This window comes from Clostridium sp. HBUAS56010 (assembly GCF_007115105.1).
Taxonomy (GTDB): domain Bacteria; phylum Bacillota; class Clostridia; order Lachnospirales; family Lachnospiraceae; genus Lacrimispora.
In genome coordinates, this window is the sequence record NZ_SULJ01000001.1 from 26,308 (window position 1) to 48,033 (window position 21,726).

General features: G+C 39.3%; 21 protein-coding genes. All 21 read left to right on the plus strand.

Translation table 11 applies throughout. The features are described from left to right. Positions 1-39 precede the first annotated feature (39 nt). Complete coding sequence (locus FAY33_RS00130; protein ID WP_143318745.1) at positions 40-2,901, plus strand: hypothetical protein; 2,862 nt, start codon at positions 40-42, stop codon at positions 2,899-2,901. Positions 2,902-2,972: 71 nt separating this feature from the next. Continuing rightward, positions 2,973-3,356 carry a hypothetical protein gene (locus FAY33_RS00135; RefSeq protein ID WP_143318746.1) on the plus strand — a complete coding sequence of 128 codons (384 nt, stop codon included), beginning with the start codon at positions 2,973-2,975 and terminating at the stop codon, positions 3,354-3,356. Positions 3,357-3,435: 79 nt separating this feature from the next. After that, positions 3,436-3,636 carry a hypothetical protein gene (locus FAY33_RS00140; RefSeq protein WP_143318747.1) on the plus strand — a complete coding sequence of 67 codons (201 nt, stop codon included), beginning with the start codon at positions 3,436-3,438 and terminating at the stop codon, positions 3,634-3,636. Positions 3,637-3,788: 152 nt separating this feature from the next. Then, positions 3,789-4,406: a type II toxin-antitoxin system PemK/MazF family toxin gene (locus FAY33_RS00145; RefSeq protein ID WP_143318748.1), complete on the plus strand. Its 618-nt coding sequence runs from the start codon at positions 3,789-3,791 to the stop codon at positions 4,404-4,406. A gap of 584 nt (positions 4,407-4,990) precedes the next feature. After that, a complete protein-coding gene (locus FAY33_RS00155) occupies positions 4,991-6,133 on the plus strand; it encodes a site-specific integrase (RefSeq protein ID WP_143318749.1) in 1,143 nt (380 codons plus the stop codon). A 90-nt stretch (positions 6,134-6,223) separates the two neighbouring features. After that, the gene (pyrE, locus tag FAY33_RS00160; RefSeq protein ID WP_143318750.1) at positions 6,224-6,901 is read left to right on the plus strand and encodes an orotate phosphoribosyltransferase; all 678 of its coding nucleotides are present in this window, start codon (positions 6,224-6,226) and stop codon (positions 6,899-6,901) included. Between the two features lie 12 nt (positions 6,902-6,913). After that, the gene (locus tag FAY33_RS19200) at positions 6,914-7,063 is read left to right on the plus strand and encodes a hypothetical protein (RefSeq protein ID WP_185967440.1); all 150 of its coding nucleotides are present in this window, start codon (positions 6,914-6,916) and stop codon (positions 7,061-7,063) included. A gap of 74 nt (positions 7,064-7,137) precedes the next feature. After that, positions 7,138-7,629 (plus strand): VanZ family protein, encoded by a 492-nt coding sequence (locus tag FAY33_RS00165; RefSeq protein WP_143318751.1) that lies wholly within the window; start codon positions 7,138-7,140, stop codon positions 7,627-7,629. Further along, positions 7,598-7,918, plus strand: a complete 321-nt coding sequence (locus FAY33_RS00170) for a DUF6142 family protein (protein ID WP_143318752.1) — start codon at positions 7,598-7,600, stop codon at positions 7,916-7,918. The genes FAY33_RS00165 and FAY33_RS00170 overlap by 32 nt, the downstream gene beginning before the upstream one ends. A 4-nt stretch (positions 7,919-7,922) precedes the next feature. Further along, complete coding sequence (locus FAY33_RS00175; protein ID WP_143318753.1) at positions 7,923-9,998, plus strand: aminopeptidase; 2,076 nt, start codon at positions 7,923-7,925, stop codon at positions 9,996-9,998. Between the two features lie 135 nt (positions 9,999-10,133). Then, on the plus strand, positions 10,134-11,948 hold the full coding sequence (locus tag FAY33_RS00180) for a HAMP domain-containing methyl-accepting chemotaxis protein (protein ID WP_143318754.1): 1,815 nt from the start codon (positions 10,134-10,136) through the stop codon (positions 11,946-11,948). A 242-nt stretch (positions 11,949-12,190) separates the two neighbouring features. Beyond that, complete coding sequence (gene purE / locus FAY33_RS00185) at positions 12,191-12,709, plus strand: 5-(carboxyamino)imidazole ribonucleotide mutase (RefSeq protein ID WP_143318755.1); 519 nt, start codon at positions 12,191-12,193, stop codon at positions 12,707-12,709. Positions 12,710-12,734: 25 nt separating this feature from the next. Beyond that, the gene (purM, locus tag FAY33_RS00190; protein ID WP_143318756.1) at positions 12,735-13,760 is read left to right on the plus strand and encodes a phosphoribosylformylglycinamidine cyclo-ligase; all 1,026 of its coding nucleotides are present in this window, start codon (positions 12,735-12,737) and stop codon (positions 13,758-13,760) included. After that, positions 13,754-14,356, plus strand: a complete 603-nt coding sequence (purN, locus tag FAY33_RS00195) for a phosphoribosylglycinamide formyltransferase (protein ID WP_143318757.1) — start codon at positions 13,754-13,756, stop codon at positions 14,354-14,356. The genes purM and purN overlap by 7 nt, the downstream gene beginning before the upstream one ends. Then, complete coding sequence (purD, locus tag FAY33_RS00200; RefSeq protein ID WP_143318758.1) at positions 14,353-15,627, plus strand: phosphoribosylamine--glycine ligase; 1,275 nt, start codon at positions 14,353-14,355, stop codon at positions 15,625-15,627. The genes purN and purD overlap by 4 nt, the downstream gene beginning before the upstream one ends. 619 nt (positions 15,628-16,246) lie before the next feature. Further along, complete coding sequence (locus FAY33_RS00205; RefSeq protein WP_143318759.1) at positions 16,247-18,121, plus strand: DUF4914 family protein; 1,875 nt, start codon at positions 16,247-16,249, stop codon at positions 18,119-18,121. 251 nt (positions 18,122-18,372) lie between these two features. Then, positions 18,373-18,738: a BMC domain-containing protein gene (locus tag FAY33_RS00210; protein ID WP_143319558.1), complete on the plus strand. Its 366-nt coding sequence runs from the start codon at positions 18,373-18,375 to the stop codon at positions 18,736-18,738. Between the two features lie 4 nt (positions 18,739-18,742). Next, positions 18,743-19,240 (plus strand): EutP/PduV family microcompartment system protein, encoded by a 498-nt coding sequence (locus FAY33_RS00215; protein WP_143318760.1) that lies wholly within the window; start codon positions 18,743-18,745, stop codon positions 19,238-19,240. Between the two features lie 32 nt (positions 19,241-19,272). Continuing rightward, complete coding sequence (locus FAY33_RS00220; protein ID WP_143318761.1) at positions 19,273-19,704, plus strand: BMC domain-containing protein; 432 nt, start codon at positions 19,273-19,275, stop codon at positions 19,702-19,704. A gap of 53 nt (positions 19,705-19,757) precedes the next feature. Further along, the gene (locus FAY33_RS00225) at positions 19,758-20,432 is read left to right on the plus strand and encodes a GntR family transcriptional regulator (protein ID WP_143318762.1); all 675 of its coding nucleotides are present in this window, start codon (positions 19,758-19,760) and stop codon (positions 20,430-20,432) included. Between the two features lie 201 nt (positions 20,433-20,633). Further along, positions 20,634-21,716 (plus strand): mannonate dehydratase, encoded by a 1,083-nt coding sequence (gene uxuA / locus FAY33_RS00230; protein WP_143318763.1) that lies wholly within the window; start codon positions 20,634-20,636, stop codon positions 21,714-21,716. The last annotated feature ends 10 nt before the right edge of the window (positions 21,717-21,726 follow it).

Genomic DNA, 21,726 nt, shown 5'->3' on the forward strand with positions numbered 1-21,726 from the left:
AGTCCCCTATAAAAAGTGAATAGGAAAGGTGATTACATAATGAAATTTAATTTTGACGGATATAACAAACCACAGATTCCGCGGGTATTTCTCTCATACCCAAATAAGAAGTTAATATGTCAACTAAATGCCAAGAAAAAGAAATCAAATTTCTTAGCAGCTGGCATATCCAGTTTTCAATTTACCATATATCAGTATCATGAAAATGTCCAAAATGATGGGTTTGACGATATTTCAGTCGGTAAATATATATGGCTAGAGGATAACGGCTGGTATCGAATCACGGATATTAAACGCACAGATAATGGACAAAATCCATATCTTGAAGTTGTTTGCTATGATTTGGCTTACGAATTAAAGCAGACATACCTAACTTCGTTTGGCTCCATGGGAACCGAAGATGATGAGCAAGGCGGATTAGATCGGTATGCTTTATATGATGCCAGTGACAAATCCCATAGTATTGCTCATATTTTCATGGATAAAAACCCTGGTTGGAAATTCAAATATATTGATCCAGCCATCTCGAAAAACAGACGTAGTTTTGATAATGATAATGTTGCATCATATAGATTTTTAGTTGATGATGTGGCTGAAACTTTTGAATGTATATTCACATTTGACAGCAACGATAGGTCTGTAAGCGCATTTAAGGTTGAAAATCTTGGTAAGCAGATTCCGTTAATTATGTCATTTCGTAATTTAATTAAGGAATTAAACATATCATGGGACGAAGATGATATTAAGACTAAATTATGCGTTACAGGTGGTAATGATGCAAGTGGAACAGCTTTATCTATTGCTTCTGTGAATCCAAGTGGAAACAACTACATTACAAATTTCAGTTACTTTTACAATGATATGAGTAAAGCATTGAAAGAGAAACTAGAAGAATATTATCAAAAGATGGAAGACAGTAAAGGGCTAATTTCTGCTGCCTTGACTCAATTAAAAATGCTGCAAGATGAATTAGATAGTCTGAATAATAAAATGCCATCTAATGAATCAAGTACAACATGGCCAGAGTACGGACTTGTTGGATTGAAGGCAAAAGCAAATACATACAAGGAACAGATGTCGGTGTTGACTGACAAATATAATTCTGATCCAGTAGCCCAGACACAGTACAATAACTATAATACTCTCTGGAATGCGGTAAATAATGAGATTATTGTAAGACAGTCTCAAATCACCACTAAAGAAAACCAGATTAAGGCCAAACAAACAGAAGCACAATCATATGTTGTAAAAATTGATGTGGTATTGGGTGAAGAATTGTATAAAGAATTACAGGCCTATGTTAGAGAAGATGTTTTATGTGATGCTTCATATATCGCAACTTCCACTATGACTGAATCTGAAATTCTGGAAATGAAACAGAACTTGTATAATCATGGTGTCGAAGAATTAAATAGGGTTTGTTTCCCTCAATTTGATATGACTGTTAATTCCATAAACTTTCCAGTGTTATTTAAGTATAAGGAGTATACCGATGGACTGGAAATAGGAGATATTCTTATAATCAAATATTCTGACGACGATTTCATTAAAGCCAGATTGTTAAGAATGGAAATTGATTGGGAAAACTTTAAGAATTTCAAACTAACATTTAGCTCTAAGACGAGTCTGACTGATGGCTATTTTTCTCAAATTGAAATGCAGAGAATGGCAGATAAAAATAACACCACTCTGAAATATAAGACTTCCGGTTGGAATCAAGCGTCTAAACAAGCGAATGAAGCATATTACAACACAAATTTAAAAGACTTTCTGGATTTAAATATGCAACAGATACAAAGCAATGCAACAGATCAAACAGTGACGATTGACAATACAGGTGCATTATTCACTAAGAAAGATGCTACAGAAAAGTTATGGATTACCAATAGGCAGATTATGCTATATGATGAGCCGGTAGGAACTAATTTGAAAGAACCGAAAATTGCCATTGGAATGATTGAGGTAAATCAGAATGGAGTTGTTACTAGAGCCTATGGTATTGGAGCGAGTCTTTTACTGGGTAAAATTGTAATTGCTGAAAATCTGTATATCCAGAATAAGAATAATACTCTTACCATGGGAGCTGATGGATTCAAGGCAAAGGCTTTAAATGGATTCAGCGTACAGATTAATCCTGATGATTCTAACAACACGTTCAACATATCAAAAGATGATGAAAAATTCTTTTACATTGACGGAGAAAGTAAGAAGTTGGTGTTTAGAGGATATGCTGAAATCGACGAGGGTAAAATTGGTGGTTGGGATATCACTAAGAATGCCTTATATTCAGGCAATGTAGGTATGAGTTCTGATCCTACCCCTGGTGCCGTTGCTTATTGGGCTGGAAATGCAGATAAGACCAAAGCTCCCTTTAGAGTAACGAATCAAGGGAAGGTTGCAGCGTCGGATATTGATATTAATGGTGGCTCAATCAAACTTGGAGATAAATTTAGTGTAACAAGAGATGGTAGCTTGAGAGCTTCAGATGGTACATTCTCTGGCAAAATTAACTCATCAATTTTTAATAGTGGAGAGATCCATATTGGGGGTGGATTGTTTGACGCAAGTGATGATGGAGTGGATTTTGGCGATTACCATGTCAGTGCTGATGGTAGCAATGAATTAGTGTCAAGCAATGGTTGGGTTCGCATCAATTCAAATGAAAGACCTGCTGGTAGCCCTGGAGGTGGATATGCTTCATTGCATCTTGGTGGTGCTGGATATGGAGGAGTTACTATAAATGGTAAGGGGGATATTGAATGTGGAGGAATGGAATGTACAGATGTCTTTATTAAGGACTCTTGGACAGAAGAAATGGGACTTCTGGAAATGCTTAAACAAATTTATGGAAGGCTAAATCAGTTGAGAAACTTCACAAATATGGGCAGTTGGGACGATTAATTGCCCATATCCCTTGACATTTATAGGCTAATTAATATAAACTAATTATATAAAATGTTGGGGGTGAAATTGTGAGATTTTTAAAGACTATAACTGTAGCTTTAATTATAGGATTGTTGTTACCTTCTACGGTTTTTGCATCTCAAGAGGGAATGAGCGTAGTAAGAGACAGTTCAAAAATGGCAGTATACAAATATGAGACGGGTATCGAAAATGAATATGGCTTTTCTGATTACTTACAAAATCAATGGAAACAAGTATGGGATAATTGGTACTATTTTGGTGACGATGGAATATCCAAGCAGAATACTTGGGCTAATATTGAAGGAAAGTGGTACTACTTTGACCAGTGGAGCGTAATGCTTCACGATACAACAACACCTGATGGATATCAAGTAAATTCAGATGGTGCATGGGTTAAAGATGGTCAAGTGGTGATTGAAACAGTAAAATAGCATGCAATTTGAGAAACACTTATCTTAGATTTTAATTGATAGGTGTTTCTTTAGATTAAAAGAGAAGGAGATTAAGAATATGACAAGAGAAGAAATTGAAAGTAAATGGGAAAATTTAAAATGTCCAGTATGTAGTGGAGCAATGAGAGAAGAAAGTAAGCAGTATGCTTTATTAAATCAGGAATTCTTTTCTAATGATAGACCTGATAGATATGTATTTGAAACCAGACCATATGTATGCGAGGATTGTGGTTGTACCATTTTTAGAAAAGCAAAGTAATATTGTAACTATTAACCAGAGAGTGGACAATGTTCTGCTCTCTTTTGTTATGTTCATATCTCCGCCCCATCATAAGAACCTACGTTCCTGTAGAAATATGGAATATTATGGTATATAATTGGAAGTATTACTGATGATAGGGGAATGGGAGTATGAAGATCGATTTAAGTAAAACACAAAAATATCTCAACTGGTTGTCTACAAAATTATTTTTAGATAATATTGCAGAAAAGTCTAAAACTAGAATTATAAATAGAGGTATGGTATATTGGTGCCATTTTGGTTATAATATTGGGAGTGAGTTAAGTAAAAGCAATCCTCGTCCATGCGTTATTATACAAAAAGAAGAATATAATAAAAAGTCACCAAACGTTATAGTTGTTCCTGTTACCCACAGTTTCGCTAATCTATCTTGTATTGTTCCGTTAGAGACTAGAAAAAATGAATCTGGAGATTTGATTTTAGATGGTTATGTTAATGTTTCTAATATTATGTGTATAAGTAAAGCGAGATTAACCGATCCTATTTGTGAATTAAGTTCAGATGAGGTTAAAAAAATTGAATTTGCCATTATGCGTCAGTTAGATATAATGAAGTATTATAAAGATTTAGAAGACAAATTTCAAAAAAGTAAAAAATATATTGTTAAGGCGAATGATGAGCTTTATAAACAAAAACAAATATTGAATGAAGTTAAAGGAGTTTTGAGATTAGAAGATAATGAAATCAAACATAACCTAAAAAATATACTTGACAAACTAGAGAAATAATGATAATATCAACTTACAAAAAAGATTTCTTGTTTGTACAAGGAATGATATTCATTAATGTGAATATACTATTATCACAAGAGAGTCTTGCATATGATATGTGAGAAGAAATAACAATAACCAGAAAGGCATTCACTATATAGGTGGGTGTCTTTTTGGCTTTATTGTATGTTAAATATGCTATATCAGAAATATTTGTAAAAAATTAACAATTAAATTTTATTTCTTAACCAAACCACAAGAGCCACCTACTCACGTAGACTGGCTCTTTTTGCATGTGAAAATATAACTAAGAAAGGTAGGAGATAAGCTATAGAAAAAGCGTTACTAAATATCAATGAATTTTGTGAATATTTAGGTGTTAAACAGACAAAAGCGAGAGAATTACTACATGAACCCCAAAATGGATTTACAGTGAGGATTGGTAACAGATTGTATGCACACAAAGGGAAACTGGATAAATGGCTACTAAATCAAATAATGTGATGATTGTCGATTGAAAATAAATATCGGGTATGGTAAAATTAGGGGCGAATGTTCTAACAGATATTCTTTCCCCGATTTTACGCAGGAAGGAGGATATATTGGGTAAATCACTTAAAGGGAAAGAACTTGGTAAAGGCATTTCTCAAAGGAAGGACGGTCTATATCAGGCTAGGTTTGTTAATAGATTTGGTAAAAGACAGACGATTTATGGAAAGACATATACCGAAATATCCCAAAAGTTACGAGCTGAACAGTATGAAGACGAAAAACAAACTAATGTTGTTAAAAAGGATATTACTCTTGATGAATGGTATCAAATATGGCTAAACACTTGTAAGAAGAATTGTAGAAATTCATCAAAGGAATCTTACGCCACTCATTATAAACGGATTAAGGAAGATCTTGGATGGAGAAAATTAGTATCACTGAACCTCATCAACATGCAAGAGGCCATAAATAAATTAAATTCAGATAATGAGCGAAGCAACTCGAAGAAAATATTAGTAGATATGCTTAACAAAGCATTGGATAGTGATTTGGTTACTAAAAATGTTGCAAAGCAAATCAATACCGTTATAACCAAAGAAGAAAAAGGGGAAAAACGGGTACTAACAAGAGACGAAACCGATAAATTTCTTTTAATGGCAGAAGGACGATTTTACAATAATCTCTTTATACTTGCACTTGAAACGGGTATGCGAATAGGCGAATTATGCGCCTTGCAATGGTCTGATGTTAATTTGAAAAACAAATTTATCAATGTTCAGCATACACTCTGTTACTTTAGCAAAAATGGTAAATACTTATTTGAGATGCACGATACCAAGACCGTTAATGGTAAAAGGATTATTCCACTAACTGCAAAAGCTATCATGGCTTTAAAAAGGCAGAAGGCTCAGAAACAAGAAATTGTTTTTGCTGGGAAAAGTGCACTAGAAGGTTATGAAAATCTTGTGTTTGTTACGAAAAACAATCAGCCAACACAGTTGTTTCTTGTTAAGGAGTGCATGAGTTTGATCATAAAAAGTATTCAAAAAGAAGATGCTAGATTTAAACATTTTACACCACATACATTCAGACATACATTTGCAACTAGAGCTATTGAAAATGGAATACAGCCAAAAACACTTCAGCATATACTTGGACATGGCACATTAAAAATGACAATGGACTTATATTGTCATGTGACAGAGGACACTTTATTTACAGAAATGGAGAAAATGGAACAGAAGCGTGCATAAATCCAAAATGGTGTAAAAATGGTGTAGTAGAGCAGATTCAACATAGATAGAAACGCTAGAGAGCGCATAAAATAAGGAGAAAATGATAAAATGGAACAGTATAAGCAGGAATTTATTGAATTTATGGTAGACAGCAAGGTCCTTAAATTTGGTGATTTTACGCTGAAAAGCGGAAGAAAATCCCCCTTTTTTATGAACGCAGGTTCTTATGTAACAGGAGCGCAGCTAAAAAGGCTGGGAGAATATTATGCGAAAGCCATTCACGATAATTTTGGTGACGATTTTGATGTCTTATTCGGACCGGCATACAAAGGAATTCCGTTAAGCGTTGTTACGGCAATTGCTTTTCATGACTTATATGGCAAGGAGATCCGTTATTGTTCCAATCGAAAAGAGGAGAAGGATCACGGCGGCGATGCCGGTATCCTTTTAGGAAGCCCTATAAAAGACGGGGACAAAGTGGTTATCATTGAAGACGTAACGACTTCTGGTAAATCCATTGAAGAGACATTCCCCATTATAAAGGCACAGGGCGATGTGGAAATATTAGGACTTATGGTTTCTTTGAATCGTATGGAAAAAGGAAAAGGGGACAAAAGTGCTCTTGATGAAATACAGGAAAAGTATGGTTTTAAAGCTTCTGCTATCGTATCCATGGCGGAGGTAATTGAACATCTGTATAACAAAGAGTACCAGGGAACGGTCATCATTGATGATAAATTAAAAGCTGCAATTGATACTTATTATGAAGTCTATGGAGTAAGATAAGGAGTGTCTGATATGGAAAGAATCTATAAAACCATGAGAAATGCCGGAGCATTAAGTCTGGTTGTGGGAATTGTGATGACAGTTATGGGACTTACTGTCGGTGTGATGTCAATCATCAATGGATCTGTTCTTCTGAAACGAAAATCAGAAATTACATTTTAATATTACTCTTAGAGAAGACTGTCAAAAGTGAAAGTTTTGACGGTTTTTCTCGTCTTTCATAAAATGGAGCTGCTATGATTAAAGACGCAACAAAACGGCAGAAAATAGGTTGGGTAATTTTTTTGTTATACTTAATCTTTTTGGTGTACTTTCTGTTTTTCTCTGATTATTTTGGAAGAGGAAATCATTCTGAAAGTAATTATTCCTACAATCTGATTCCTTTTCGGGAGATACGGCGTTTTATTATTTACAGAAAAGTGGTTGGCTTCCAGGCTTTCTTTCTCAATATTGTAGGGAATATTATTGGGTTTATGCCCTTTGGTTTCTTTTTGCCTGTTATCAGCCGGAGAAGCCGCCGTTTTTTAAATACAGTGCTGTTGAGTTTCTTATTTACTCTGACCATTGAGACCATTCAGCTTGTATTTAAAGTAGGAAGTTTTGATGTGGATGATATGATATTGAATACAGCAGGAGGAATCCTTGGCTATATTCTTTATAAAGTGATGCAGCACATAAGAGTAAGGAGGAAAAGGCGTGAAAAAGCAGAAAAAAGTGTCCTACATTAGAAAGCCTTTTGCAAAAAGAAGTTTTTTAGCGCTGGGGCTTTCTGTTGCAGCACTGATACTGGGGACAATTGGAATTGTAAGCTCTGTTCTTGCAGGAGGGCAGGCGCAGCTTAATGTTGCGGCTGTCTGTTTCTGCAGTATTTTAATTTCCTTTTTTTCCATTGGCTACGGTGTGCTTTCTTTTTTTGAAAGAGAGAAAAAGTACATCCTGTCCAGGATCGGAATCGGAATCAGTGGATTTTTAATTGTTTTATGGATTGTTCTCATTATAATAGGAATAAGGAGATAACAGCATGGATTATCGAACAATGTTTCAACAGGAAAATGAAACAATTATGGAACGGTATGAGCTTTCTATGAGCCGGATCAAAACGATGATCTCGGAACAGACAGTGAAAAAACCGTTCCTTACTTATTTTGAAAAAACAGCTTTGTTTATTCAAATGATTGGAGAGTATCTGGCATTTATAGAGTCTGGCAGGCAGAGAAGTGCTTCCTTTAAAGAACTAAAGGCATGGAACCGGAGACTTTATGAAGATATTTTACCGGAAAATTATGAAACCAGCTACGCAAATCCAGCTTATGCCGTATCAGAACTGGGAGAAGATTACGGACAACTTCTTTGCTATTTATACAAAGAGATCAGGGGGGATATTGTATTTGCCCATGAGTGGCGGCTTACGGATATTACTATTTTAAATGAGGCATTTATTGAAATCTATAATCTGTTTGAGGAAGATGCGCAGGAAGTTTCCGCAGTAAGAGAGATTCTATATTGGTTTGTAAGTGACTATACGGACCATACGGTTTCTTTCCGTGTCAGAGAAGGGCTTGATCCGTCTCTTGGTTTTGCAGCAGATATTATCCGGAAGCATGATCTGACAGATCTTCGCTATCTATATTATTTTGGGGAATTTATCTCGGATTCAGAACTTAAGGTGGCTGAATTTTTAAATTCTCTTCCAGAGGAAAAGGTCCGTTTAATGGCTGACACCTACACAGAAGGATACCGCAAAGGATTTCAGGTTATGGGAAGAGATCTGTCTAAAAAGAAATCCGTGCAAATTCGTTATGAGCTGGGATTTGAGCGAATGGTTAAGTATGCCATGGAGAATTTTGAGAAAATGGGACTTAGCATTATTCTCTGCCGTGCGGCAGTCTGGACAGTGAATACTAATGCAGGAAGAAAAGCCGGTTATTATGGAACCTCTGCAAACAGACAGTATGATTATGATCACCGCTATGACGATGCGCTCTATTTAAATAAGGCATTTAAGGACCGAAAAGCAGCGGTGCTGAAAGTGGCTTACGAGACTTACAAAGATCTGGCATTATCTTATGCAGGACCGGCAGTGATTGAAACTTTCGGAAAAGAAGGGTTTAAGCCTGTGAACAAGGCAGAAGCACTTTCCTATGATGGAAAACAGGAAAAACTGGCTGCCGAGATGTCCAATGAGACTTCGAGAATTTTGAACCAGTTTGTTCCAGGAGATGAAACCAGTTTTACAATTATTGCATTTCCAGTTCCTGAGATTGGTGAAAAGTTTGAAGAAATTTTTGAAGAAACCATTGCAATTAACACATTGGATTATGAAAAATACAAAGGACTTCAGCAAATCATCATTGACGTTCTTGATGAAGCCGAGTATGTGGAGGTGACTGGAAAGGGGAATAATAAGACCCATTTAAAGGTTGCTCTTCATAAATTACAGGACAAGGAAAAAGAAACAAAATTTGAAAACTGTGTGGCTGATGTGAATATTCCTCTGGGAGAAGTATTTACCTCTCCGGTGCTTTCAGGAACCGAAGGGACACTTTTCGTAAGTACCGTATACATTGCAGATTTTCAGTTTAAAGATCTTACAATGACATTTCATGATGGGATGATTACTGATTATTCGTGCAGCAATTTTGAAGATCCAGATCAGGGGAAAGCTCTGATCAAACAGGTGATCTTAAAAAATCACGAAACACTCCCCATGGGTGAGTTTGCAATAGGTACGAATACGACTGCATATGTGATGGCGAGAAAGTACGGAATTCTTGATAAACTTCCTATTTTAATTGTTGAGAAAATGGGACCTCATTTTGCGGTGGGGGATACCTGCTATAGCTGGGCAGAAGACAGTCCGGTCTATAATCCCAATGGAAAAGAAGTGATTGCCAGGGATAATGAAGTGTCTCTGCTTAGAAAAGAGGATTTGTCAAAGGCTTATTTCAGCTGCCACACAGACATTACCATCCCATATGCGGAACTGGACCGAATTGAAACGGTTACGAAAACAGGAGACCGCGTGGTGATTATTGACGATGGAATGTTTGTTTTAAAAGGAATTGAGGAATTAAATCTACCTCTGTCTGGTATTTGATGGATAAAGGTTAAGAATCTAGTGCTGAATCATGATTATATTAAGACTTCTTCAAAATTACTTAAGAATTTCCATATATTGTCGATATTTGCAGTGATGATATAAAAGAAGCGTAGATCAGATGGAGGACACTAGATGAAGAACTTAAAGATTGGTAAACGGATTACAGTTGCTTTTGGAATTGTTTTCATTTTGTTTTTGATTGTTTCCTGTAGTTCATTGTACGGTTTGGTGAATAACAACAGCAAATTTAAAGATTTTTATAACAATGGACACCAGGTTTCCCTTCTTGCTGTGGAGATGCGGCGTAATATACAGTCTTCAGCAAAAAATGTAAGTTATGCAACTATGAGTCTTGATGTGAACACCACAGCAAAATACATCGATGAGGCAGAAGCTGATTTTGATAAAATCAATGAAGGAATCCAGTATTTAAAGGAAAACTTCAAGGGAGATCAGGCGCTTGTTGATGATATTGCAAATGCGTTAAAAGAAGCAGAGCCGGTAAAAGAACAGGTATTTGTACTGGCAAAGGAGAATAAGAGCCGCCAGGCATCCAATCTTTTCTTTGATTCTCTGGAACCATATTTTATTACAGTTCAGGAAGATCTGATTAAGGTTAGTGATGGTGCAAAAGCCAATGCGGACAGCGAATTTAAAAAGGCTCAGACGCTCATGACAGTGACGGAAGTAGCCATTGTAATATTCCAGATTCTTGGTGCTGCTGCCACCATCATACTGGCTTCTGCAATTACAAAAAGTATTGTAAAACCAGTCAAAGAGATTGAGAAGGCTGCGGAAGAGATGTCAAAAGGAAGCCTCCATGTGGAACTGGGGTATGAGTCTGTAGATGAACTGGGAAGTCTTGCGAATGGTATGAGAAAGACTATTTCCAACATCGGAACCATTATTGATGATATTACCCATCTGCTTGGTGCGATGGCAGCCGGAGATTTTGGAGTTGTTTCCAAATGTCATGAGCAGTATATTCTTGACTACCAGCCAATTCTGGCAGCGATCCGTAATATCAGAAACAATTTAAGCGATGCCCTTTCAAGAATCAATGAAGCAGCCGATCAGGTTGCCAGCGGATCCGATCAGGTTTCTTCCGGAGCGCAGGCGCTTTCCCAGGGAGCTACGGAACAGGCATCTTCTATCGAAGAACTTGCTGCGACGATTAATGATATTTCAAATCAGATCAACAGCAATGCACAGAATGCGAAAGAAGCCAGACGTGAAGCAGAAGAAGCAACAAAGAATGTAACCCAGAGCAATGAAAAGATGGCTGAGATGAATCAGGCTATGACCCAGATCAGCGATAAGTCCAATGAGATTGGAAAAATCATTAAAACCATTGAAGATATTGCGTTCCAGACCAATATTCTGGCATTGAATGCTGCTGTAGAGGCAGCTCGTGCAGGAGAAGCAGGAAAAGGTTTTGCCGTGGTTGCGGATGAGGTTCGTAATCTTGCCAGCAAATCCGGAGAAGCAGCAAAGAATACCACTCTCCTCATTGGTGAAAGCATGGAGGCAGTTCAAAATGGAACGAAGATTACGGCAGAAACAGCCAAATCCATGCAGGCAGTTGTAGAAGGTACCAAGAGAATTAATATGATTATCGAAGAGGTTGCAGGCGCTTCTGATAAACAGGCGGTTGCAGTCGGTCAGGTAACTCAGGGAATTGATCAGATTTCAAGTGTGGTTCAGACCAACTCCGCTACAGCAGAACAGAGTGCAGCAGCCAGTGAAGAACTGTCTGGACAGGCTCAGATTATGAAGGGGCTTGTGGAGCAGTTTAAGCTCTATAACGGTGTTGATACTGAAAATACTTTAAGAGACAGCATACAGCCAGATGCTGCTTCTTATGAAGAGGAAGCTGAGGCACCTGCTGTCAATATAGATCCGGTTTATTTTGAAGAGAAGCCATCATATGGAGACAGTAAGTATTAAGTCCCTTTAAAAGACACAGGAAATGAAAGAGATAAGAATTCTTTCATTTCCTGTGTTTTTGTTTTCTCCCTTTGGTTACACTTAAAATTAAAAGAAAATCATTGACGTGGTAAAGAAAACCTAGTATTATAATTAATAAGCAGTAATTGTTTTGAAAGTGTGTTATATTAATTTAATTAATAAGTAATATTACCGCTAATAATGAACTGATATATGTGATAAGAGGAAAAGGAGAATTTACTATGGCAAAGGTATCAATTGTTATGGGAAGTGATTCAGATATGCCCGTAATGGCGCAGGCAGCAGATATTTTGGAAAAGCTGGGTGTGGAATTTGAGATTACAGTGATCTCTGCCCACAGAGAGCCGGATATATTTTTTGAATATGCAAAGACAGCAGAAGCAAGGGGTATTAAGGTAATCATTGCAGGTGCAGGAAAAGCAGCTCATCTGCCAGGTATGTGTGCGGCACTGTTCCCTATGCCGGTCATCGGGATTCCCATGAAAACGTCTGATCTTGGCGGAGTGGATTCTCTTTATTCGATTGTTCAGATGCCTTCTGGTATTCCGGTTGCAACTGTTGCCATTAACGGAGGAACCAATGCAGGAATATTAGCAGCAAAGATTCTGGCGGCAGGTGATGAAGACCTGTTAAAACGATTAAAAGACTATTCTGAGAATTTAAAAAGCGATGTGGTGAAAAAGGCTGAAAAGCTGGATCAGATTGGATATAAGGAATATGCAGCTCAGATGAAGAAATAAATTACCGGAAGCGGAGGAGAAAACAATGGATTATAAGAATGCCGGAGTAGACATCGAGGCCGGATACCGGTCTGTGGAACTGATGAAGAAGCATGTAAAGGAAACTATGCGACCAGAGGTGTTAGGAGGTCTTGGCGGTTTCTCTGGAGCATTTTCCATGTCCGCATTTAAAGATATGGAAAAGCCGACCCTGGTTTCAGGTACGGATGGAGTGGGGACAAAGCTGAAACTGGCATTTCTCATGGACAGACATGATACAATTGGAATTGACTGTGTAGCTATGTGTGTGAATGATATTGCCTGCGCAGGAGGGGAACCTTTATTTTTCCTTGATTATATTGCCTGCGGAAAGAATTATCCGGAAAAGATCGCAGAGATTGTCAGCGGAGTTTCAGAGGGATGCAAACAGGCCGGTGCTGCTTTAATCGGCGGAGAGACAGCGGAGATGCCAGGATTTTATCCAGAAGATGAATATGATCTGGCGGGTTTTGCCGTAGGAGTAGTCGATGAAAAAGACCTCATTACAGGTGCTTCTTTAGCTCCGGGTAATGTGCTCATTGGCATGGCGTCTTCCGGTGTGCACAGCAATGGTTTTTCTTTGGTCCGTAAAGTATTTGATGTATCAAAGGAAAGTCTTTCCGTTTATTATGAAGAATTGGGGCAGACTCTTGGAGAAGCGCTGCTTGTTCCTACAAAAATCTATGTGAATGCACTTAAATCTGTAAAAGAAAGCGGCGTAACCATCAAAGCATGCAGCCACATTACAGGCGGTGGATTCTATGAGAATATTCCAAGAATGCTTCCGGAAGGAATCTGTGCAGTCATAGAGAAAAACAGCTATGAAGTTCCTGCCATCTTTAAGCTGCTGGCAAAAACCGGCGATATTTCCGAAGAGATGATGTACAACACATACAATATGGGAATTGGGATGATTCTGGCTGTAGAGGAAAAAGATGTGGATACTGTCATGGCTGCCATCAGAAAAGCTGGGGAGACTCCTTATGTAATCGGACGGACACAGGCAGGGGAAAAAGGTGTGACTTTATGCTGAAAATAGGCGTGTTTGTTTCCGGAGGAGGAACCAATCTGCAGGCCATTTTAGATGCCATAGACAGTGGAAGGATCACCAATACGAGAATAGAGGTTGTTATAAGCAATAACAGGGCTGCATATGGTCTTGAAAGAGCCAGGAATCATGGGATTAAAGCTGTCTGCATTTCACCAAAGGATTTTGGGGACAGGGAAGAATTTTACCAGGAACTGCTTAAAAAGACAGACGAATATTCTCTTGATTTAATTGTTCTTGCAGGTTTTCTGGTTGCAATACCGGAAGAGATGATTAAGAAATACCGGAACCGTATTATTAATATTCATCCCTCCCTTATTCCCTCATTTTGTGGAACCGGATATTATGGTCTGAAAGTCCATGAAGCGGCTTTGAAACGGGGAGTGAAGGTAACAGGTGCTACTGTGCATTTCGTAGATGAAGGTACGGATACCGGTCCCATTATTCTTCAAAAAGCAGTTGAAGTTCATGAAGGGGATACGCCGGAAGAGCTTCAGAAGCGGGTTATGGAAGAAGCGGAATGGGTTATTTTACCCCAAGCCATTCAATTGATTGCAAACGGACAGGAGGAGAAGGGATGAAGATTCTCATCATAGGCGGCGGCGGAAGAGAGCACGCAATCGCCTGTAAAGTATCGCAGAGCCCTGACGTAGAGAAGATATACTGTGCGCCAGGCAATGCAGGAATTGCGAAAGTGGCGGAGTGTGTGGATATTCAGGTGATGGATTTTGAAAAACAGATTTCTTTTGCCTTAGAGCATAAAATTGATTTGACCATTATAGGTCCGGATGATCCATTGGTTGCCGGTGCAGTAGATGCTTTTGAGGCGGCAGGGCTTAGAGCTTTCGGACCCCGCAAGAATGCTGCATGTCTGGAAGGGTCCAAGTCATTTTCCAAAGATCTGATGAAAAAATACGGCATTCCCACAGCAGGATATGAAACTTTTGATTCTGCAGACGCTGCACTTGCTTACCTTAAGACAGCGAGACTGCCCATTGTGTTAAAAGCAGATGGTCTGGCTCTTGGAAAAGGAGTGTTGATCTGCAATACCCTTTCTGAGGCGGAAGAAGGAGTCAAAACCCTTATGCTGGATAAGCAGTTTGGTTCCTCTGGAGACAGAATTGTGGTGGAAGAATTCATGACAGGAAGAGAAGTATCCGTTCTTTCTTTTGTAGATGGAACAACCATTAAGATCATGACATCTGCCCAGGACCATAAAAGGGCAAAGGATGGAGATGAGGGTCTTAATACGGGCGGAATGGGAACCTTTTCCCCTAGTCCGTTCTATACCAGTGAAGTGGATTCTTTCTGCAAAAAGCACATCTATGAAGCCACTGTTCGTGCCATGAAAGCGGAAGGAAGAGAATTTAAAGGGATTATATTCTTTGGCCTGATGCTGACAGAGGAAGGACCTAAAGTGTTGGAATATAATGCCAGATTTGGAGATCCGGAGACGCAGGTGGTGCTTCCAAGGATGAAGAATGATCTGGTTAAGGTGTTTGAAGCATGTATTGACGGTACTCTGGATCAGATAGATCTGCAGTTTGAAGACAATGCGGCAGTTTGTGTTGTCCTTGCATCTGACGGGTATCCGGAGCACTATGAGAAGGGATTCCCCATTAGCGGTCTGTCTGATTTTGATAAAAAAGAGGGATATTACGCTTTTCATGCAGGAAGCAGATTTGATGATGAAGGCAGAATTGTGACAAATGGAGGAAGGGTCCTTGGAATCACAGCCATTGGAACGGATTTAAAAGAAGCCAGAGCGAATGCTTATGAGGCAGCAGAATGGGTTTCTTTTGAGAATAAATACATGAGGCATGATATTGGAAAGGCTATTGACGATGTATAAAATTACGATGGTTTAAGCTTTCATAAATATGAATGAAATGTGTTTACTTATTTAAAAAATCGTTGACATGGCTTTCGTTTCATGGTACATTATGTCTAATGTATCATGCGTGAAAGCAGAAGATCAGATTGTACTTTTATTGTCCGATGATTTTGTGTATTCTGCACTGTTTTACTTTCGGTGCCCTGGTGTCAGGGGTATGATATCAGGAACACTACACATTTGAAAAATAGGAACGGATATCGTGAATGCTGCTGCAAGTCCCGTCAGGGCAGGCGCATGAATCAGGTTAAAGGTTATTCTTATAGCTATGGCTGGGAATTTTGAAGTGTTTTGTACAGTTAAATAGTACCGGAAGACATCGCAAAGTAGGGATTACTCCAAGTTGTAATTAAGCCGATATCCAAGTTTTGGATATCGGCTTTTATATAATAAGATTGCAAAGGGGGTTGATCAATGAATCACAGCCGTTGATGGAAGGAATGCAGTATGGATTTACCATTAAAAAGGAAAGTAATTCATTTAGAGAATTGGGAGATTTAACTACCTCGTTTTGCCGCAGAACTACCCAGGTATAGACGAAAGATGTGCATAAATATGCACAGGAATGGAGGAAAAAATGCTTGAATGTTTAAGAAAATTAAACTTACCAGACTATGTACATGAAATATTGGATCAATCAAAAGGAGTTATTATTCCCAAGACAAGAGCCGAACTTCTGGAGCTTGCAATGGGAAGTGCAGAGAATAACGAATACAATATCGAATATGAGGTAAAAGGCAAGGGGAAAGTACTGGAAGCAGTTGCTACCAGATGCTCTAATGGAATTGTAGTTAACTATATGGAAGACTACATGAGAAGAAGAGATCCGAACTGTACCATTATTGCTGATGATAAGCCTACCGATAAACCCAGATATACTGACGTTTATAAAAGCGATTTTGCATCCTTGAGAAAAGAGACATTTGACTGGTTAAAAGAACAGGAACTTATTTTCTTCCCATTTAAGTCCGGCGGAGTTGAATACGGATATGATTCCATACTGATCTCACCAGTGAATGCAGGATTCTTTGCGGCAGCAATGGGTGATCTGCAGGGATTTGAGGATATAGATAATATTACGGAGTTTGATTTAAAGGCTATCGTTTATCTGGCGCCTCCTTTCCGTCATACCCATTTCAACGGAAAACAGGTTGTTATCCATAACCGTCTGGATGATGTGCATGAAGTATATTCTTATAATTTATATCCGGGCCCAAGTGCAAAAAAAGGTATTTACGGTGTTCTGTTAAATATCGGAGAAGCAGAAGGCTGGGTGACTGCCCATGCTTCGACAGTAAAAGTGATCACTCCTTATGATAATGAGATCGTAATCATGCACGAAGGTGCGTCCGGCGGCGGAAAGAGTGAGATGCACGAAGACATTCACAGGGAGATGGACGGAAGAGCTGTAGTGGGAGTTAACACAATTACAGGCGAGAAGAACTATCTTGTATTGAATGATTCCTGTGATCTGATTCCTGTTACAGATGATATGGCTTTATGCCACCCATCAATTCAGAACGAAAGCAAGAAACTGGTTGTAACGGATGCAGAATCCTCCTGGTTCCTTCGTCTTGATAATATTAAGAGCTACGGATCTTCCCCTCAGTATGAGAAGTTACTGATTCAGCCGGAAGAGCCGCTGTTATACCTGAACATGAAAGCGGTTCCTGGTGCAACCAGCCTTCCATGGGAGCACATTATGGATTCCACTGGTAAGCCGTGTCCAAACCCGCGAGTAATTCTTCCAAGAAGAATGCTTGAGAAGGCAATTGACGGAGCTGTAGAAGTTGATGTAAGAAGTTTTGGTGTGCGTACACCAGCATGTACCAGAGAGAATCCATCTTATGGTATTATGGGAATTCTTCATATTCTTCCTCCTGCACTTGCATGGTTATGGCGCCTGGTAGCTCCAAGAGGATATAACAATCCCAGTATTATTGATTCCCTTGAGATGACCAGTGAAGGAGTGGGATCTTACTGGCCATTTGCAACAGGGAAAAAGGTAACTCAGGCAAACCTGCTTCTGGAGCAGATTGTGAATTCCAGCAATACCCGTTATGTTTTGATTCCGAATCAGCATATTGGAGCATATGAAGTTGGATTCATGCCTCAGTGGATTGCAAGAGAATATATTGCACGTCGCGGAAGTGCAAAGTTTAAACCAGAGCATCTGGTAGAATCACGTTGCTCATTATTAGGATTTGGTCTGGATTCATTAAAGATTGACGGACAGTATATCGGAAGAAACTTCTTAAGACCGGAGACACAGCAGGAAGTAGGTCTGGAAGGATACGACGGCGGTGCTAAGATTCTTACTGATTTCTTTAGAAAAGAACTGGAACAGTATAATACTGAAGATTTAAATCCATTAGGAAGACAGATTATTGAGATGTTTAATCAGGGTGCGACTGTGGAAGACTACATGAGCGTTATTCCTATGAGATACTAGTTTCAACTGAAGAACCTTCCCCTATAGGGAAGGCTTTTTCAGTTTTTACCAGAGATCCGCCATATGAAATGGAAAATATGGGGAAAAGAAGCCATAAATTTAAGCATTATTTTTTGTTTGGGTTCATAATAGTTCCATAATGGAAGAATCCAGGGATGAAAAATCCGATCCGCTCATTGACATTGCCCTCATGGTCAATGGTTATAATGAAGAGGAAATTTTGAATACAGATGGAATAAGAGGTGGTTATGATGGAAAATGAGAATCGGGAACAGATTCGTATTGTTCAGGAAACAGTTGCAGGAAGAGAGATCACGCTGGCACATATTATCGGAGGGCCTTTGCCTATTGTATACCGGAAGCTGGGATTGAATCCGGATGTGGATTACCGTTCCTCTGCAATCGGTATTATGAACATGACACCTCCGGAATCAGCAGTCATTGCTTCTGATATTGCAGTAAAAAGTGCAAATATTTATCTTGGTTTTGCGGACAGGTTCAGCGGAACCCTGATTATAACAGGAGAGATTGCAGAAGTGAATGCAGCGATTACAGAAATCGTTGAGTATTTTCACAATACATTGGGATATGTTACTTGTCCCATTACAAAGCGGTGATCCTATGAAAAAATTGTTTTTATGCGGCAGAAGTGAAGCAGGCAAGACTTCTCTTACCCAGGCACTAAAGGGGGAACCAGTGGTTTATCATAAGACTCAGTATGTGAACCACTGGGATATTACTATAGATACGCCAGGTGAATATACCGAGAATAAAAAACTGTCTCTTCAAGGGCTATGCTGCTTTTCTTATGAGTCAGATGTGATTGGATTGCTTTGCAGTGCCAATGAGCCTTTTAACCTGTTTTCTCCTGGGATATCTACCGCATGCAACCGGCCTGTTATTGGAATTATCACGAAGATTGATTGTCCGGATGCCAATGTGGCTATGGTTCGCCAGTGGTTAGAGGAAGCGGGCTGTGAAGCTATTTTTCCAGTCAGCAGTACAACGGGAGAAGGCATTGCAGATCTGCTCCATTACCTGAATGAAGAAAAGAAAGAGATTACATGGGATAAACTTATGGAAGCGCAGGAAAAAGGGGCAAGAGAGTGGGATTTGTAACGCGATAAATTTCAAGATGAGAGAGTGGTAATATGATAGAGAAGAAAGAAAACCCGGCAGAAACCCATGACTTTTTTTCCAACCCTCAGGATTGGTCAAAAGACGGAAGAAGACGGGTTGTTAATGTCTCCGTAGCAGGAAGGGAGATTACTCTGGCACATGTCATTGGTCTTTCTGACCCGGCTGTCTATAAGAATCTGAGTCTGGATATTGGTACGAATAAAGACGTTGATTTCACAGGAATGTCTATTGGCACCATTAATATGACACCTCCGGAATCTGTGGTTATTGCCGCTGATATTGCAGTAAAAAGCGGTGATGTGGTCATTGGTTTTCTGGATCGGTTTATGGGAACCCTGATTTTAACTGGCCCCAGAATCGAAGTAAAGACAGCAACGGAAGAGATTGTGAAATATTTCCGGGAAGAATTAAAGTATAAAACATGCCCAGTTACGGAACGGTAGAACCTAAGAACAATTTCGCTTGTTCTGTAATTAAATGAAAGGGAGGCTGACAGATGAGGCTGACAGAGCGAAATCAAAAAGAAACAGGGCGGGAATATGCACTCCGAATGCTGAAAGATAACATTATCAGCCTTGATTTGATTCCAGGAACCATGATAAGCGAAAATGAACTGTCTGCGGAGCTGAATTTATCAAGGACCCCTGTCAGAGAGGCTTTGATTGAGCTTTCTAAAGTTAAAATTGTGGAGATTTATCCTCAAAAGGGCAGTGCAGTGGCTTTTGTTGATTATGAGCTGGTGGAAGAAGCCCGTTTTATGCGGGAGGTTCTGGAAAATGCGGTCGTAGAACTTGCATGCAAGATGGCATCCCGGCAGGATATTGAACGGTTAAGAGAGAATGTAAGACTCCAGGAGTTTTATATGGAAAACCGTTCTCCTGAGAGATTGCTGGAGCTCGATAATGAATTTCACAAAATGCTCTTTCATATCACCAGCAAAGATCAGGTATATCATTTGATGGACAGCATAACCATTCATTTTGACAGAATACGAAGTATGTCGCTGTCTGCGGTTAAAGAATTGAAAACAATTTCTGATCATAAAGAGATTGTGGAAGCGATCTCTTCAAAGGATGGAGCAGCGGCACAGATGCTGATGGAAAAACATTTATCCAGATATAAGTTTGACGAGGAAGCCTTGCGCAAAAAATATCCCGGATATTTTAAATAATATTTCCCATAATAATAAGCAGATGCGGTAATGAGAAGAATATTCTTCTATTACCGTTTTTTTGTGTGCCTGATATTGGATTAATTCTTTCTTTGTGCGGTTTAATTGTAAAAATTATGACGATTTGTGAAAAAAAGATTGAAATACTAGTATACAAGTTGTATACTTATATCAGATCAAAAAAATTGGAGGAATAAGACCATGAAAATGATTATGCGATGGTTTCCTTATGGAGACGACAGTGTAACATTAAGCCAGATCCGCCAGATCCCGGGAATCACAGGTGTTGCAACCTGTCTGCCTAAGATTCCAGTAGGAGAAGTCTGGCCGATGGAGGTTCTCGCTGCACTGAAAGAAGAGATCAACCAGGCAGGACTTGAGATGGAAGTAATTGAGAGTGTCAATATTCATGAAGACATTAAAAAAGGGCTGCCCTCCAGAGACCGGTACATTGAGTCATATCAAAAGACTCTGGAGAATCTGAGCAGGGTTGGAGTAAAATGTCTCTGCTATAATTTCATGCCTGTGATGGACTGGGCAAGAAGTGACCTTGCTTTGGTGAAAGAAGACGGGAGCAGCGTGATGGCTTACCGTCACGAAGAAGTTCTTAACATGAACCCGGAAAAGATGGCAAAAGCGATGGAAGGAAAGGCGAGGGGATATTCTCTTCCTGGCTGGGAGCCGGAGCGTCTTTCTGCCATGGCAGAAGATATTGAATTTTATCAGAGCATGACAAGGGAACAGTATTGGGATAATATGAAGTATTTTCTGGATGCAGTCATTCCTTATGCAGAAAAGTATGATATCAAAATGGCAATCCATCCGGATGATCCGCCCTGGCCTCTTTATGGGCTTCCAAAAGTAATAACAAATGCAGAAAATATAAGAACCTTCCTCTCTCTCAATGACAGTCCTTATAACGGACTGACCTTGTGCTCAGGAAGCCTGGGAAGCGATTTAAACAATGACCTTCCAGCAATGATGCGTGAATTTGGAGGACAGAAACGGATTCATTTTGCCCATCTTCGGAATGTGCGTCATGTATCGGAAAAGGACTTTGACGAAGCAGCTCATCTTTCTTCCTGCGGAGATCTGGACATGTATGAGATTGTAAAGGCTCTTTATGAGTCGGGATTTGAAGGCTACATCCGTCCGGATCATGGCAGAATGATATGGGGAGAGCAGGCGCGTCCGGGTTATGGCCTTTATGACCGTGCCATCGGGGCAAATTACCTGTTAGGATTATGGGAAGCCGTGGAAAAGTCTCACAAAGGCGGAAGATAGGAGGAGATTA